This is a genomic window from Pseudomonas sp. 22085 (assembly GCF_052045815.1).
Lineage (GTDB): Bacteria > Pseudomonadota > Gammaproteobacteria > Pseudomonadales > Pseudomonadaceae > Aquipseudomonas > Aquipseudomonas glycinae.
The window spans coordinates 96,496-111,970 of sequence record NZ_JBQEQA010000011.1; the positions used below are offsets into that span (position 1 = coordinate 96,496).

Consider the following 15,475-nt stretch of genomic DNA (forward strand, 5'->3'; position numbering starts at 1 on the left):
TTGTTCGGCGCCACCCATTCCGCAACGGAATAACTGATATCGATCAGAAGCCTCTACTGCCGGCTCGGCCCGTCCCATAGCCTCACCGCATTCCTTTTCGCTGGATCGAGAAACCCTATGACCGCCACAACTCACGCAATGACCCGAGGCATGGTGCTGCTGTTCGCTTTCTGCTGCGGCGCCATCGTTGCCAACATCTACTACGCCCAGCCGATCATCGGCCTGATCGCGCCGGACATCGGCCTGAGCGACACCATGGCCAGTTTCATCGTGTCGCTGACCCAGATCGGCTATGCGCTGGGCCTGTTCTTTCTGGTGCCGCTGGCGGACCTGCTGGAAAACCGCCGGTTGATGATCATCACCACCGTGGTGGCAATTGCCAGCCTGCTGGGTGCGGCGTTTACCGATCAACCGAATGTGTTCCTGCTGATTTCGTTGCTGGTGGGCTTCAGCTCGGTGTCGGTGCAGGTGCTGATTCCATTGGCGGCGCATCTGGCGCCGGAAGAATCCCGTGGCCGGGTGGTCGGCGGGATCATGGGCGGTCTGCTGCTGGGGATTCTGCTGGCGCGTCCAGTGTCGAGCGTGGTCGCCGACCACCTCGGCTGGCGGGCGATGTTCATGATCGCGGCAGGCTTGATGGCAGCGATCAGCGTGGTTTTGGCGCTGACTGTGCCCAAACGCCAGCCGGATCACAGCGCCTCCTACGGCCAGTTACTCGGATCGTTGTGGACGCTGCTGCGCAAACAACCGGTGCTGCGTCAGCGAGCGTTCTACCAGGCCTGCATGTTCGCCACCTTCAGCCTGTTCTGGACCGCCGTGCCGCTGGAACTGGCGCGCAACCATGGCCTGTCCCAGAGTGAAATCGCGATCTTCGCCCTGGTCGGCGCCATCGGTGCCATCGCCGCGCCGATCAGCGGACGCCTGGCCGACGCCGGCCACACCCGCATCGCTTCGTTGCTGGCCATGCTGTTCGCCAGTCTGAGTTTCCTGCCCGCCTTCATCCACCCGGCCTACAGCGTGATCGGCCTGGCCGTGACCGGCGTGGTGCTCGATTTCTGCGTGCAGATGAACATGGTGCTCGGCCAGCGCGCGGTCTACTCCCTCGACGCCAAAAGCCGCGGCCGCCTCAATGCGCTGTACATGACCAGCATCTTCGTCGGCGGCGCCTTCGGCTCGTCGGTGGCCAGTGCGGTGTACGAGCATGGCGGCTGGTTGTGGATCGTGATTGTCGGCAGCGCGTTCCCGCTGCTGGCGCTGGTGCGGTTTTTGAGTGCTTCGCAGAAGACCGTTCTGGCAACGGCCTAGAACCTGAAAAGCCCTGTTGGATCGCTGATCCGACTGGGCTCGAGGTTCAATGCCGGACCAGTTTTTCCATGGCGGCATCCGCCAGAAAAGAGGAGCGGCTTTTGACATTGTGTTCACGCACATAGCGGTCAATGCGCTGGATGACATAGCCCGGCAACGTCACATTGACCTTTTCGGTCTTGCCCATGTACGGCGAGATGTCCAGCTCCAGCATGCCCCAGCCCATGTCGGCAAATTCCGGATTGTTGCGATGGGTCGCCGCCGAGGTCGGCATCGGAATCGAATCACCATCCGCCGCGATTTCCTGCAGCATGATGTGGGCAATCTCGACGGCTGCGTTGTAGGCATCCTCAAACGTATCCCCGGCCGTTACCGCGCCGGGAATATCGGGGATCTGAATACCGATGGCGGTGTTCTCGTCACCCCATTCGATGCAGATTGGGTATTGCATTGTGGAATTGCCTCGCCCATTAAAGTAACTCTAGAGATACCTTTAGTAGTCTGCGGAAGGTTGTGACACAACGTTGGTTGTATTGCAGGATGTTTTGACTACCTGTCGGCGGTGTTTTTCCGACGGGTAGGCTGGCCAGTGTCAAGGCGCGGGCGTTCGTTGAATATGTGCAGGGGTTATTGGCGAAAAAACCATAAAACCCACACCTGTTTCGTTTATTGCGATTTTCGCTTATTTCGAATAACGTTCCGGCATTCCTCATTTCCAAAGCCGGACTCGCCATGTCGACCGTTATTCATCCCTCCATCAGCCTCCCCGTAGAACGCGAAGTCAAAGCCGCCATTGAAGGGCAGCGTGCCCTGGCCGCTTACCTTGCGACCCATTTCGAGACTCAGCACATCCAAATTTTCGACGAGCAGAATGAAGCTCATCGCGTTGAACTGCCCACCTCGGCCCTGCGTCTGCTGATCGACATTCTGGCGGAGCTGGCAGCCGGCAACGCGGTACAGGTCGTACCGGTGCATGCCGAATTGACGACCCAGGAAGCCGCGGACCTGCTCAACGTCTCACGTCCACACCTCATAAAACTGCTGGAAAGCGGCGAGTTGTCCTACCACAAAACAGGCAAGCACCGACGTGTGCGCTTTGCCGATCTGATGGACTATAAGAACCGGCGCACCACCGCCAGCGAGCAGGCAATGGCGCTTCTCGCAGAGCAAGCTCAGGCGTTAAGGACAGGATACGAGTGAGGCATTCCTCTTTTACTGCTTTGTACGATGCATGCGTCTTGTACCCCGCCCCCTTGAGAGATTTCCTCATGTGGCTTGCCCTCTCGGGGCGATTTCGGGCGCGATGGACCCAGGAGATTCACTGCGAATGGAAACGCAATCTGCTGAAGAACCGCCCTGACCTGACGATGGAACAGCTGGATCGTACGTCCGGCCTGATGGATCAAGCGATACCCGACGCCTGTGTCCATGACTATGAAGACCTGATTGCCGGACTCAGCTTGCCCGACTGCGATGATCGTCATGTTCTGGCAGCGGCCATCCGTTGCGGCGCAAGCGTGATAGTGACGTTCAACCAGAAAGACTTTCCCTGCAAAGCGCTGGAGCCTTTCGGCATCGAAGCGCAGCATCCGGACGAGTTCGTCGACAACCTCTTGGGGCTTGATGCGGCAGCAGTGGTTGCAGCGGCCCAAAAACAGCGTCGGCAGCTGAAAATGCCTGCCATGGACGTCGAACCCTTTCTTGATCTACTGCAACGACAAGGCCTGATTAAATCGGTCCAGGCACTCAGCAGTTATCACGCGATCCTTTAAAAACTCATCACCCCAGACAGCAAAACGGCGATCCTGAGATCGCCGTTTTTCATTACTCCCCGAACTGCTTGCCCAGTCCCGCCGGTACGCCGTGGATGTTGGTTTCTTCCCACGGGCCGTTGGGGCTGATCGAGCGGCTCCAGCCGTTGTTCCAGCGGTAGTAGGTGCGCTGGCGGTAGAAGGTGTTGGTCTGGTCGTCGAGTACGTACACGCCCAGTTTCTGGTCCCAGTGGCTGTTGCCGCCCGGGGGCGGTGCGAAGCTGGCGGAGGTGCGCGGGACGGGTTTGGCGGGTTTGGCCGGGATGCCCGGTTTGCTCGGCGTCGGGGTGGTTGACGGGGTCGGGCCGGGTTGTGACGGCGGGATCGGCGGCAGCCGTGTGGTCGGCTCCGGTCGTTGCACCGCACATGCGCTCAAGCCCAGGGCCAGTGTGAGGACTGTGATTCGGGCGATGGCGTTCATGGCGGTGCTTTCCTGTTGTGTCCGGCTATTTGTCCGGGCTGTCGATGGTCAGTGTCTGCGGCGCGGTGGTGCTGCTGGGCAGAGGCCCGCTGCGACCGACCCACTCACCGGCGGTCGGCTGACCGGCACGGGAGATGCGCGCAACCAGTTGGACTTCGGGGAAGTTCGACAGTTTCAATTGCGGCATCATTGCGTCGGCATCGCCCAGTTCGACGGTCACCGGCAGGTCGGCGACGGTCAGACGCTTGGCCGCCAGCGGCGCCGGTGGGCCCGAGGTGGCGCGGGCAAAAATGAACACGCTGTCGCCCGGTTGCACCTTGGCTTTGAGCTCGCTGGCCAGATCCACACGCACTTTCAACAACGCCGCCGCTTTCGCCGCCGGCGCCTGGGCGACCTTACCGCCGCTGGCCTGCAGTTTCTCGGTGGCGCGGGTGATGCCGCCCTGCAGGGCCTCACGGGATTTGTCCTGCGGCGGCAGTTGCGCCAGCAGACGGTTCCAGTAGTCGATGGCTTCCTGATAGCGCTCGCCTTCGAACGCGGCGATGCCCAGCAGGCCGAGACTGGTGACTTCTTTCGGATCGGCTTTCAGCGCTTCATCGGTCAAGGCCTGAACCTTGTCCGACCATTTCTTGTTGTCGGCGAAATATTGGGCCTGCGCCCACTGGCCGAGCAGTTCCGGCTGACGACCGGCGAGATTGACCGCGCGTTCGAACATCTTCGCCGCGTCCGCCGGGCGATCCTGAGCCATGTAGGTGCGACCGAGGAAGTACACGCCTTCAGCCGAATCCGGTTGTGCTGCGACTGCGCGCTCCAGACGTTGGGTCATCTCTTCCATCGACTGTGGCGCCTGGGCGAACTCGCGGGTCAGTTCGACCTTGTCGCTCGCGCCAAAGTGCAGGTACAGACCGAGGCCCAACACCGGCACCAGCACCGCTGCCAGCAATGGCAAAGGCTTGCCCAAACGCGAAACCCGCGCCGGCGCCACGCCTTCGGTGTCGGCCAGCAATTCACGGGCGGCTTCGGCGCGGCCGCTGTCCATTTGTGCGGCGTCGAGGACGCCTTCGGCCTGCTGCGATTGCAGTTCGGCGACGCGTTCCTGATACAGGGCGACGTTGAGAGCGGTTCGATCCTCTTCACGCTGGGCGCGACGTTCGCGCAGGACGGGGATCAGCAGAAAACTCAGGGCGACCAGAAGCAACAGCCCTGCGGCAAGCCAGAAATCAATCATTCTTGGTTTTTATCCAACAGTTGGTCGAGGCGCTGACGCTCTTCAGGGGACAGCGATTGCGGCGTCTCGGCGCGTTGCCCGCGACGGCGGCGGACGATCACGGCAATCACCACGAACCCACCCAGCAGCAGACCGGCCGGGCCGAACCAGAGCAAAGCGGTCTTGGCATTGAGCGCCGGTTTGTAGCGGACGAAATCACCGTAGCGATCGACCATGAAGTCGATGATCTGCTGATTGTCCTTGCCCTCGCCGAGCATGCGGAAAATCTCTTTGCGCAGGTCGGCGGCAATCGGCGCGTTGGAATCGGCGATGTCCTGGTTCTGGCACTTGGGGCAGCGCAGTTCCTTGGTCAGTTCGCGGAAACGCTCGCGATCGCCTTCTTTGGCGAACTCGTAGGTGTCGATGGCAGCGTGGGCCACACCGGCCAGGCTCAAGCCCAGCACCACAGCAGCTAAGAAGCGCTTCATGGCTTGGCCTCGTCAACCAGTGCCTGATACTTGGCCGCCAGTTTTTCCCGCCAGACCTGCTCGTCGATCACGCCGACGTACTTGTCGCGGATGATGCCCTTGGCGTCGATGAAGAAGGTTTCCGGTGCGCCGTAGACACCCAGGTTCAAGCCCAGCGAGCCCTCATCGTCACGGATGTCCAGTTGATAAGGGTTGTGGAACTCGGCCAGCCACTTCAACGCATCGGCGTTGGTGTCCTTGTAGTTGATCCCGTAGATCACCACGCCGCGCTCGGCGAGTTTGTTCAGCACCGGGTGCTCGACCCGGCAGGAAATGCACCAGGTGCCCCAGACGTTGACCAGTGCCGGCTTGCCGAGGATGTCAGCCTTGGTCAGAGTCTTGTCGCCCTGCACCGCCGGCAGGGAAAACTCCGGAAACGGTTTGCCGATCATCGCCGACGGCAGCTCCGCCGGATCCAGGTACAGACCGCGATAAAGGAATACGGCCACCAGCAGGAAAATCGCCAATGGCACCAGCATCAACCAACGTCTCATGCAGCGGCTCCTTCCATGCCCAGCGCTTCACGCATCTTGGCTTTGACCTTCACTCGATAACGCCGATCCAGCGCCGCCAGCAGACCACCGAAACCGGTCAGCAGGCCGCCGAACCAGATCCAGCGCACGAACGGTTTGACGTGAACCCGCACCGCCCAGGCGCCGTCACCCAGCGGTTCACCCAAGGCGACGTAGAGGTCACGGGTGAAACCGGCGTCGATCCCGGCCTCGGTCATCACCGAGTTCTGCACGGTGTACAGGCGTTTTTCCGGGTGCAGTACGCTGATTTCCTGACCGTTGCGGATCACTCGGACGGTGCCCTTGTCGGAGGTGAAGTTCGGGCCTTCGAAGTGCTTGGCGCCTTCAAACACGAACTGATAACCGGCCAAATCCATCGACTCGCCCGGCGCCAGGCGCAGGTCACGTTCGGCACTGTTCTGGCTCGACAACACCACGCCCAGCGCACAGACGGCGATCCCGAGGTGGGCGATCTGCATGCCCCAGTAGCTGCGGGTCAGGATCGGCAGGCCTTTGATCAGGCCTTTGTGACGAGTCTTGTCGAAGATGTCGCGCACACCGGCCAGCAACACCCAGGCCGCAAGCAGGAACGTCGCGATCACCGCCCAGTTGAAATCGCCGTAAGCGACACCGGCCACCACCGCCAGCGCCACGCTGCCGAGCAGCACCGGAGTCAGCATGCTGACCAGCCATTTCACCGGGGTGTCTTTCCAGCGCACGATCACGCCGACCGCCATCACCAGCATCAACAGCGCCATCAACGGAATGAACAGCGCGTTGAAGTACGGCGGGCCGACCGACAGCTTGGCGCCGCTGATCGCATCGAGAATCAGCGGGTACAGCGTGCCGAGCAGGATCATCGACGCCGCCACGACCAGCACCAGGTTGTTACCCAGCAGCAGGGTTTCCCGCGACCACAGGTTGAAGCCGACCTGGCTCTTGACCACCGGCGCGCGGAGCGCAAACAGGGTCAGCGAACCACCGACCACGAACAGCAAGAAGATCAGGATGAACACGCCGCGCTCGGGATCGGAGGCAAACGCGTGCACCGAGGTCAGCACGCCGGAACGCACAAGGAAAGTGCCGAGCAGGCTCAGGGAGAATGCGGCAATCGCCAGCAACACCGTCCAGCTCTTGAACACGCCACGTTTCTCGGTGACCGCCAGCGAGTGAATCAGCGCCGTGCCCACCAGCCATGGCATGAACGATGCGTTTTCCACCGGGTCCCAGAACCACCAGCCACCCCAGCCGAGTTCGTAGTAGGCCCACCACGAACCGAGGGTGATGCCGATGCCGAGGAAAGCCCAGGCAACAATGGTCCACGGACGCGACCAACGCGCCCACGCGGCATCGAGACGACCGCCGAGCAGTGCGGCGATGGCGAACGCGAACGCCACCGAGAAACCGACGTAACCCATGTAAAGCATCGGCGGATGAACGATCAGGCCGATGTCCTGCAGCAGCGGATTGAGGTCACGACCGTCGGCCGGGATCTGCGGCAGGATCCGCGAAAACGGGTTTGAGGTCAGAATCAGGAACAGCAGAAAACCGGTGCTGATCATGCCCATCACCGCCAGCACGCGAGCGAGCATGACTTGCGGCAACTGCCGCGAGAACACCGACACCGCGAAGGTCCAGCCGCCGAGGATCAGCGCCCACAGCAGCAGCGACCCTTCGTGGGCGCCCCACACCGCGCTGAACTTGTAGTACCACGGCAGCGCGCTGTTGGAGTTCATCGCGACGTAGGCCACGGAGAAATCGTCGGTCATGAAGGCGTAGGTCAGGCAACCGAAGGCGAACAGCAGGAATGCGAACTGCCCCCACGCGGCCGGTTGAGCCAAGCCCATCCACAGACGATCGCCGCGCCAGGCACCGAGCAACGGCACCACGGCCTGCACCAGCGCAAAACACAGCGCGAGGATCATGGCCAGATGGCCCAACTCAGGAATGAAAATGCTGGATGTCATCGATCAACCCTCCTTCGCAGGGGTTGGCGCGGATTGACCGCTGTCCTTCAGGGCTTTGGTCACTTCAGGCGGCATGTATTTCTCGTCGTGCTTGGCCAGCACTTCATCGGCAACCACCACGCCATCGGCGTTGAGCTTGCCCAGTGCGACGATGCCCTGCCCTTCACGGAACAGATCCGGCAGGATTCCACGGTAGGTGATGGTCACGGACTTGTTGAAGTCAGTGACCACGAATTTCACGTCCAGCGAATCCGTGGAGCGTTGCAGCGAGCCCTTCTCGACCATGCCGCCGGCGCGGATGCGGGTGTCCTGCGGCGCTTCGCCGTTGGCGATCTGGGTCGGGGTGTAAAACAGGTTGATGTTCTGCTGCAGGGCGCTCAGGGCCAGGCCGACGGCAGCGCCGACCCCGACCAGAATTGCCAGGATGATGATCAGACGCTTTTTACGCAGCGGATTCACTTGCCGTTCTCCCGGCGCAGACGACGCGCCTCTTGTTGCAGATAACGCTTGCGGGCCGCGATCGGCGCCGCCACGTTGAGGATCAGTACCGCCAGACAGATGCCGTAGGCCGACCAGACATACAGGCCGTGATGGCCCATGGCGAGGAAGTCGCCGAATGACGCGAAACTCATCGAGCGGCCTCCAGACAGTTCTGCACTTCTTCTTTCACCCAACTGGCGCGGGCTTCGCGCTTGAGCACTTCAAGGCGCATGCGCAGCAACAGCACGGCGCCGAAGAAACAGTAGAAACCCAGCACCGTCAGCAGCAGCGGCAGCCACATCTCGACGGGCATCGCCGGTTTTTCGGTGAGGGTGAAGGTCGCGCCCTGATGCAGGGTGTTCCACCACTCCACCGAGTATTTGATGATCGGAATGTTGATCACACCGACGATGGCCAGCACCGCGCAGGCCTTGGCGGCGCTGTCGCGATTGCTGATGGCGTTGCCCAGGGCGATCACGCCGAAGTACAGGAACAGCAGAATCAGCATCGAGGTCAGCCGCGCGTCCCAGACCCACCACGAACCCCAGGTCGGCTTGCCCCAGATCGCCCCGGTGACCAGCGCCACGGCGGTCATCCACGCGCCGATCGGTGCGGCGCATTGCAGGGCGACGTCGGCCAGTTTCATCTTCCACACCAGCCCGACCACCCCGCACACCGCCAGCATCACGTAGATCGACTGAGCGAGCATCGCGGCGGGTACGTGGATATAGATGATGCGAAAGCTGTTGCCTTGCTGATAGTCCGGCGGCGCGAAGGCCAGGCCCCAGATGACGCCAACGCAGATCAGCAACAACGCTGCGATGCTCAACCACGGCAGGAACTTGCTGCTGATGCCGTAGAACCACTTGGGCGAGCCGAGCTTGTGAAACCAGGTCCAGTTCATACTGTTTCCATCACGGGTGCCGCTCATCGGTGTGAGCAGTCTCAGGGTCTTTGCTGGTTAAATTTTAACCAGACCTCATTATTCGCCGACGCTGATCTTCAGGCCAGCCGCTATTGCAAAAGGTGTCAGGGTTATTGCCAGGGCGGTCAGGCTACCAAGCCACAACAGATAACCAAGCGCCGGCATGCCCTGCAACGCCGCCTGCAAGGCGCCACTGCCGAGGATCAACACCGGGATGTACAACGGCAGAATCAGCAGCGCCAGCAACAGGCCACCGCGTTTCAGACCGACCGTCAGCGCCGCGCCCACCGCTCCGAGCAAGCTCAGCACCGGTGTTCCCAGCAGCAACGAAAGCAGCAATACCGGCAGACACGCAGCCGGCAACCCGAGCATCAACGCCAGTAACGGCGAGAGCAAAACCAGTGCCAGCCCGGAAAAAAGCCAGTGTGCCAGCACCTTGGCCAATACCAGAAGTGGCAGGGGGTGCGGCGAAAGGACCCACTGTTCAAGGGAGCCATCTTCGAAATCACTGCGGAAAAGCCCGTCCAGCGAGAGCAGGACCGACAACAGTGCCGCCACCCAGACTAACCCCGGGGACAAGTTTTGCAATACTTGAGTTTCCGGTCCGACGGCCAGCGGGAACAGCGCGATGACGATGGCGAAGAAAATCAGCGGATTGGCCAGCTCCGCCGGGCGGCGGAACAGCAGTCGGGATTCACGGGCAACCAGCAGGCCGAACACACTCATACCGCCCAATTCCCCAGGTCGATGTCGCGATAACCGGCCGGCATCCGGCTCAGCGTGTGGTGGGTGGTGAGCACCACCAGCCCTCCCCGTTCGCAGTGCCCGGCCAGGTGTTCTTCAAGCTGTGCCACGCCCTGTTTGTCCAGCGCAGTGAACGGTTCATCGAGAATCCACAACGGCGGGCTATCGAGATACAACCGCGCCAGCGCCACGCGGCGCTGCTGACCAGCGGACAGACTGTGGCAGGGAACATCCTCGAAACCGCGCAATCCAACCGCCGCCAGGGCCTGCCAGATCGCGTCGCGTTCGGCGGGTTGATGCAGGGCGCAGAGCCAGGCGAGATTTTCTTCCGGCGTGAGCAAGTCCTTGATCCCGGCAGCATGGCCGATCCACAGCAGGTTGCGCGCCAGTTCACTGCGTTGCTCGCCCAGTGGCTTGCCGTTGAGCAATACCTGGCCATCGGTCGGCTGCATCAGACCGGCCAGCAAACGCAGCAAACTGGTCTTGCCGCTGCCGTTGGGGCCGCTGATCTGCACCATATCGCCACTGGCCAGTCTCAATTCGAGATTGTCGAAGAGCAGTCTGAGATCACGTTCACACGCGAGGGCGACGGTTTGCAGGACAGGACTGGTCAAGGGTTCACGGGCCTTATACGGTTCAAGTCGGCTCTGGCGCGGCCGTTAAAGAGTTGCAGCATAAATGCAATGACGGCTCAATCCAGAGAGCTGCGTCAAACAATTGCTATGTTTTTTGAACGAATGGAAGGACGGGCGGCATTATACATGGCGTCCCCCGCTCTCCCGAGTGCATTTTCCTCAGGTTGTGTCCGCGTATGACAGGCGAAATGAACATCCTCCCGCTCCCGCCCACCACCCCGGCGACCGTTCGCCCGCAGGTGGGTGAGCTGCTGAAGTTGCTGACGCCGGTCGACGGGCTGATTGCCGCCGGCCAGAGCGCAAAAGCCGAGGTGTTGTCGCTCAAGCAGGCGGATCAGACCTTTCAATTGCTGCTCAAGGTGACACTGGACAGCGGCCGTCAGACCACCGTGCAGGCGACCAGCAATCTGCCGCTGCCTCAGGGCACCAGTCTCGCGATCACCCAGCCGTCGGCGGGCAATCTGGCGATCACCGTGCAACAGGCCATCGCCAGCAGCGTCGCTACCCTCACCCGCATCGACACCGCGCAACTGCCGGTCGGCACGCTGCTGCAAGGCAAGGTGCTGACGGCTCAGGTCTTGCCGCAGGTGCCGGGGCAACCGACGGTGTACCGCTCGATGGTCAGCCTGCTCAACACCGCGTTGAGCGGCACCACCCTGAGCATCGACAGCCCGCAACCGCTGCGCATCGGCACCTTGCTGTCGGCGCTGGTGCAGGACTCGCAGACCCTGAAGTTTCTGCCGCTGAGCAATCGCCAGGAACAACTGGCGGTCAGCCAGCAACTGGTCAGTCAGCAAAGCCGTCAGGGTTCGCTCGACGGCTTGCTGAAAATGCTCCAGAGCCTTCCCCCCGCCACCGATCAGACCTCCCAGGACTTGCGCGCCGCCGTAGACAAACTGCTCGCCAATCTGCCGGACGTGCAGCAACTGAGCACGCCGAAAGGTCTGGCCCAGGCGCTGGCCAACAGCGGCGTGTTCCTCGAAACCAAACTGCTGACCGGGCAGACCCCGACGCAGGCCCCGGACATGAAAGCCGATCTGCTCAAGCTGATCGCCCAGCTCACCCCCGGCCTGCCCGGCAATACCAATCTGAATGCGATCATCGCCGCCAACACGCTGGCCCAGGCGCTACCGAGTTTCGTGCGCAACGCCCTCGGCATGCTCGGTCAGGTCAGCGCGAAACCGGTGCCGAGCAGTTTCCCGCTGCCCGACCGGCTGCTGCAAAGTCTGGAAGGTGAAGGCGATCTGGAACATTTGCTGCGCCTGGCCGCAGCTGCCGTTTCGCGCCTGCAAAGTCATCAGCTGTCGAGTCTGGAACAGACCGGCGTGACCGACGACGGCCGTCTGCTCAGCACCTGGCAACTGGAAATCCCGATGCGCAACCTGCAGGACATCGTGCCGTTGCAGGTCAAGTTCCAGCGCGAAGAAGCACCGGAGAAACAGGAAGCCAACGAGCAGCGCCGCGATGAGCGCGAACCGAAGCAGCAACTGTGGCGCGTCGATCTGGCGTTCGACATGGAACCGCTGGGGCCGATGCAGATTCAGGCGCAATTGATCAGCGGCAGCCTGTCCAGCCAGTTGTGGGCCGAGCGGCCGTACACCGCGAGCCTGATCGAAAACAACCTGAGCGCACTGCGCCAGCGTCTGCTGGATTCCGGGCTGAACGTCGGCGACCTCGACTGCCACCTCGGCACCCCGCCGCAAGGCATCCAAACCCGCCTCGAACACCGCTGGGTCGACGAAACCGCATGAATGACACCACCGCTCCACGCCAGGCCATCGCCCTCAAATACGACGGCAGCCACGCCCCGACCCTCACCGCCAAGGGCGACGAAGAACTGGCCGAAGAAATCCTGCGGATCGCCCGCGACTGTGAAGTACCGATCTACGAAAACGCCGAGCTGGTGAAATTGCTGGCGCGAATGGAACTGGGCGACAGCATCCCCGAAGAGCTGTACCGCACGATCGCCGAGATCATCGCGTTTGCCTGGAATCTCAAGGGCAAGTTCCCGGCGGGACAGGACCCGAATGCACCGATGGTCGAGAAGGACATCACCGAGCGCGGTGACGATTACTGAAGGCAAAAAAATCGCAGCCATCGATGACTGCGATTTTTTTCGCTGATTGTTCCCACGCTCTGCGTGGGAACACCCGCCCGTGACGCTCTGCGTCACCCTTCACACGCGGAACGCGGAGCGTTCCAAGATGCATTCCCACGCAGAGCGTGGGAACGATCCAGATCGCAAATATCAGTTCTTGTGCAGCTTGCGCATCAACTCCGCCTCAGCCTGGGTCAACCCGCAGGACTGGGTCAGCTCATCGACACTCGCGCCCATTCCCACCAGTTTCGCCGCCTGGGCGAATGACAGGCTGGAAGGATCGCGCTGTTCGAGCTGGGAAAGCTTGTCCGGAATCGGACTGACTACCGCGCGCAGCTCGTGCAGGGCTTCGCCCATGCGCACGTTGCCGTTCTGGTAATCGTCGACACGTTTGGCCAGGTCCCTGATGCGCTGATCACGCAGCGCATCGCCCTGGGCCTGTTGCGCAGCGATCACCCGCTGCGCCTTGATGTACGCCAGAAACATCGCCAGCGTGCCTGCCCAGAACAGGAACAGGACAATGACCGCTACCTCGAGAATCAATCAGATGTTCTCCAGTTCCGACCACTCTTCTTCGCTCATCATCTTGTCCAGCTCGACCAGGATCAGCAACTCGTTGTTCTTGTTGCAAACGCCCTGGATGAACTTGGCCGACTCTTCGTTACCGACGTTCGGTGCGGTCTCGATTTCCGACTGACGCAGGTAAACCACTTCAGCCACGCTGTCGACCATGATGCCCACGACCTGCTTGTCGGCTTCGATGATAACGATACGGGTGTTGTCGCTGATCTCACCGCTCATCAGGCCAAAGCGCTGACGGGTATCGATCACGGTCACCACGTTGCCGCGCAGGTTGATGATGCCCAGCACGTAGCTTGGCGCACCCGGAACCGGGGCGATCTCGGTGTAGCGCAGGACTTCCTGAACGCGCATCACGTTGATGCCGTAGGTTTCGTTGTCCAGCTTGAAGGTCACCCATTGCAGGATCGGATCTTCGGAACCCTTTGCCGCCGTAGCCTTGTCGTTCATACCCTAGCCCCTCGAAAAACCGCGCCTGGCGGTGTGTGTTTCGTTCGCCGGCATTTGAATGCCGGTACTGTCGTTATGTCGGTTTGTGGTTCGGCTTACTGCCGGACATGTGCTTTGCCCCACCGCTGGCGATCAACTCGGCCAGTGCGGAAACATCGAGCAAGGCGCACATGTGCTCAATCACCGTGCCGGCGAGCCATGGCCGCTGACCCCGGTGACTTCTCCATTTGATTTCATTCGGGTCCAGGCGCAACGAGCGACTGACCTGATGCACTGCCAGGCCCCACTCGTAACCCTGAACCGAAATCACGTATTGCAGACCCTGACGGAAATCGTCGCGATAACGGTCCGGCATGACCCAGCGTGCGGTGTCCAGCACCTTCAGATTCCCGGCCTGGCTTGGCAGGATGCCGAGGAACCATTCCGGCTGACCGAACAGCGGCGTCAGCTCATGGCCGGCCAGCGAATAGATCGAGCCCAGGCACACCAGCGGCACGGCCAGGGTCAACCCGGCGACGTCGAACAGCAGGCATTCGAACGCTTCCGAAGCCCAGGCCGGACGACCGTCGGTTTCTACCGGTGGCGGCGTGTTGCTGGGTGGCAAATGTACTTCCACCAACGGCGCAACCAGAGTCGGTTCGACCGATGCTGGCGCAGGCGCATCAGGCTCTGGCGCCGCCGGAACCGGCGGCGTTTGCAGAAGTTGGGTTTGCAGCAACGGGGCCAGCGTCGAGACCACGCGTACCGGCTCAGGCTCTTTGATCAACGTCGCAGGTGCCTTCGCTACCACAGCGGCAGGCGCTGCAACCGGGACGATCGGCCGGGCGGCTTTTTGCGCATCCCGGGCCTGCTCTTCAAGCACGGCGGCCTGGAATTCATCCAGCGCCGCAGCGGTCTCGACCACCTCGACCGGCGCCACGACTGGTTGCTCGACCTCGTCCGTCACTTCCTGCAGCAAGCCGTCCAGATAGGACTGCAGCGCCAGTTGCGGCTTGGACGTCAGCTTGATCGGCCGATTCATGCTCAAGCCACCTGCGGAACGAGTTGCTGCGCCAGCAGATGCTTGAGCAGCGCGCGGTAAGCCAGCACACCACGGCTCTTGCCGTCAAACTGCGAAGGCGTGACACCGGCACGACTGGCGTCGCGCAGACGGGTATCGACCGGGATGTAACCCTGCCAGATCTCGTCGGGGAATTTGTCGCGCAGCACGCGCAAGGTGCCCATCGACGCCTGGGTACGGCGGTCGAACAGGGTCGGCACGATACTGAACGGCAGCGCCTGTTTGCGTGAGCGGTTGATCATCGCCAGGGTGTTGACCATGCGCTCCAGGCCTTTGACGGCCAGGTGCTCGGTCTGCACCGGGATCACCAGTTGCTGACTGGCGGCCAGGGCGTTGACCATCAGCACGCCGAGCAGCGGCGGGCTGTCGATGATTGCGTAATCGAAGTCCTGCCACAGCTGCGCCAGACTCTTGGCGATCACCAGACCCAGGCCACTCTGCCCCGGCGATTGGCGCTCGAGGGTGGCCAGCGCGGTGCTCGACGGCAACAGGGAAATGCGCTCATCGCTGGTCGACAGCAGCAGTTGGCCCGGCAGACCTTGCGGCACGCCGCCCTTGTGCAGAAACAGGTCGTAGTTGCTGTGTTCCAGGCTGTCGGGGTCGTAACCGAAATAGCTGGTCATCGAGCCGTGCGGGTCGAGATCGACCACGACCACGCGCTTGCCCGCCTCTGCCAGCAACCCGGCTAAAGCGATGGAAGAAGTGGTTTTACCAACACCACCCTTTTGATTGGCGACTGCCCAGACTCTCATTC

20 protein-coding genes are annotated in these 15,475 nt (G+C 61.7%); 5 read left to right on the forward strand and 15 right to left on the reverse strand.

Annotated features, from left to right (window positions below; translation table 11 throughout):
- The first annotated feature begins 117 nt into the window (after positions 1 to 117).
- On the forward strand, positions 118 to 1,305 hold the full coding sequence (locus ACTJK7_RS15405) for an MFS transporter (RefSeq protein WP_064378641.1): 1,188 nt from the start codon (positions 118 to 120) through the stop codon (positions 1,303 to 1,305).
- A gap of 46 nt (positions 1,306 to 1,351) precedes the next feature.
- Here ACTJK7_RS15405 and ACTJK7_RS15410 read toward each other — a convergent pair whose 3' ends face one another.
- Entirely contained in the window at positions 1,352 to 1,756 is a 405-nt protein-coding gene (locus ACTJK7_RS15410; protein ID WP_085666700.1) for a type II toxin-antitoxin system HicB family antitoxin, read from the reverse strand.
- Positions 1,757 to 2,037: 281 nt separating this feature from the next.
- On the opposite strand from ACTJK7_RS15410, the gene ACTJK7_RS15415 reads away from it, so the two are divergent.
- Both ACTJK7_RS15415 and ACTJK7_RS15420 read left to right on the forward strand, forming a co-directional pair.
- Positions 2,038 to 2,505, forward strand: coding sequence for a helix-turn-helix domain-containing protein (locus ACTJK7_RS15415; protein ID WP_108560308.1), 468 nt, complete (start codon positions 2,038 to 2,040; stop codon positions 2,503 to 2,505).
- Positions 2,502 to 3,077, forward strand: coding sequence for a PIN domain-containing protein (locus ACTJK7_RS15420; protein WP_108560305.1), 576 nt, complete (start codon positions 2,502 to 2,504; stop codon positions 3,075 to 3,077). The genes ACTJK7_RS15415 and ACTJK7_RS15420 overlap by 4 nt, the downstream gene beginning before the upstream one ends.
- Positions 3,078 to 3,129: 52 nt before the next feature.
- Here the strand turns inward: ACTJK7_RS15420 and ACTJK7_RS15425 are convergent, their stop codons facing one another.
- The 10 genes from ACTJK7_RS15425 to ccmA form a co-directional block, all read right to left on the reverse strand.
- Positions 3,130 to 3,537 (reverse strand): hypothetical protein, encoded by a 408-nt coding sequence (locus ACTJK7_RS15425; RefSeq protein ID WP_064378639.1) that lies wholly within the window; start codon positions 3,535 to 3,537, stop codon positions 3,130 to 3,132.
- 25 nt (positions 3,538 to 3,562) lie between these two features.
- The gene (ccmI, locus tag ACTJK7_RS15430; RefSeq protein ID WP_011333090.1) at positions 3,563 to 4,765 is read right to left on the reverse strand and encodes a c-type cytochrome biogenesis protein CcmI; all 1,203 of its coding nucleotides are present in this window, start codon (positions 4,763 to 4,765) and stop codon (positions 3,563 to 3,565) included.
- Complete coding sequence (locus ACTJK7_RS15435) at positions 4,762 to 5,232, reverse strand: cytochrome c-type biogenesis protein (RefSeq protein ID WP_064378637.1); 471 nt, start codon at positions 5,230 to 5,232, stop codon at positions 4,762 to 4,764. Before ACTJK7_RS15435 ends, ccmI begins: the two co-directional genes overlap by 4 nt.
- A complete protein-coding gene (locus ACTJK7_RS15440) occupies positions 5,229 to 5,765 on the reverse strand; it encodes a DsbE family thiol:disulfide interchange protein (RefSeq protein ID WP_011333088.1) in 537 nt (178 codons plus the stop codon). Before ACTJK7_RS15440 ends, ACTJK7_RS15435 begins: the two co-directional genes overlap by 4 nt.
- Positions 5,762 to 7,750: a heme lyase CcmF/NrfE family subunit gene (locus ACTJK7_RS15445; RefSeq protein WP_440780655.1), complete on the reverse strand. Its 1,989-nt coding sequence runs from the start codon at positions 7,748 to 7,750 to the stop codon at positions 5,762 to 5,764. Before ACTJK7_RS15445 ends, ACTJK7_RS15440 begins: the two co-directional genes overlap by 4 nt.
- A gap of 3 nt (positions 7,751 to 7,753) precedes the next feature.
- Positions 7,754 to 8,209, reverse strand: a complete 456-nt coding sequence (gene ccmE, locus ACTJK7_RS15450; protein WP_011333086.1) for a cytochrome c maturation protein CcmE — start codon at positions 8,207 to 8,209, stop codon at positions 7,754 to 7,756.
- Positions 8,206 to 8,382, reverse strand: a complete 177-nt coding sequence (gene ccmD / locus ACTJK7_RS15455) for a heme exporter protein CcmD (protein ID WP_011333085.1) — start codon at positions 8,380 to 8,382, stop codon at positions 8,206 to 8,208. Before ccmD ends, ccmE begins: the two co-directional genes overlap by 4 nt.
- Positions 8,379 to 9,134 (reverse strand): heme ABC transporter permease, encoded by a 756-nt coding sequence (gene ccmC, locus ACTJK7_RS15460; RefSeq protein WP_108560299.1) that lies wholly within the window; start codon positions 9,132 to 9,134, stop codon positions 8,379 to 8,381. Before ccmC ends, ccmD begins: the two co-directional genes overlap by 4 nt.
- A gap of 78 nt (positions 9,135 to 9,212) precedes the next feature.
- Positions 9,213 to 9,881: a heme exporter protein CcmB gene (ccmB, locus tag ACTJK7_RS15465; RefSeq protein WP_011333083.1), complete on the reverse strand. Its 669-nt coding sequence runs from the start codon at positions 9,879 to 9,881 to the stop codon at positions 9,213 to 9,215.
- Positions 9,878 to 10,513, reverse strand: a complete 636-nt coding sequence (gene ccmA, locus ACTJK7_RS15470; RefSeq protein ID WP_007959232.1) for a cytochrome c biogenesis heme-transporting ATPase CcmA — start codon at positions 10,511 to 10,513, stop codon at positions 9,878 to 9,880. Before ccmA ends, ccmB begins: the two co-directional genes overlap by 4 nt.
- Positions 10,514 to 10,710: 197 nt before the next feature.
- Here ccmA and fliK point away from each other — a divergent pair, with 197 nt between their 5' ends.
- A complete protein-coding gene (gene fliK / locus ACTJK7_RS15475; RefSeq protein WP_108560293.1) occupies positions 10,711 to 12,285 on the forward strand; it encodes a flagellar hook-length control protein FliK in 1,575 nt (524 codons plus the stop codon).
- A complete protein-coding gene (locus tag ACTJK7_RS15480; protein ID WP_064378633.1) occupies positions 12,282 to 12,611 on the forward strand; it encodes an EscU/YscU/HrcU family type III secretion system export apparatus switch protein in 330 nt (109 codons plus the stop codon). Before fliK ends, ACTJK7_RS15480 begins: the two co-directional genes overlap by 4 nt.
- Before the next feature lie 171 nt (positions 12,612 to 12,782).
- Here the strand turns inward: ACTJK7_RS15480 and ACTJK7_RS15485 are convergent, their stop codons facing one another.
- The 4 genes from ACTJK7_RS15485 to ACTJK7_RS15500 form a co-directional block, all read right to left on the reverse strand.
- Complete coding sequence (locus ACTJK7_RS15485; RefSeq protein WP_039769738.1) at positions 12,783 to 13,175, reverse strand: DUF2802 domain-containing protein; 393 nt, start codon at positions 13,173 to 13,175, stop codon at positions 12,783 to 12,785.
- Positions 13,176 to 13,661 (reverse strand): chemotaxis protein CheW, encoded by a 486-nt coding sequence (locus ACTJK7_RS15490; RefSeq protein ID WP_007959223.1) that lies wholly within the window; start codon positions 13,659 to 13,661, stop codon positions 13,176 to 13,178.
- 73 nt (positions 13,662 to 13,734) lie between these two features.
- Entirely contained in the window at positions 13,735 to 14,682 is a 948-nt protein-coding gene (locus ACTJK7_RS15495) for a CheW domain-containing protein (RefSeq protein WP_108560288.1), read from the reverse strand.
- Between the two features lie 2 nt (positions 14,683 to 14,684).
- Positions 14,685 to 15,473, reverse strand: coding sequence for a ParA family protein (locus tag ACTJK7_RS15500; RefSeq protein WP_011333076.1), 789 nt, complete (start codon positions 15,471 to 15,473; stop codon positions 14,685 to 14,687).
- Positions 15,474 to 15,475: the final 2 nt, after the last annotated feature.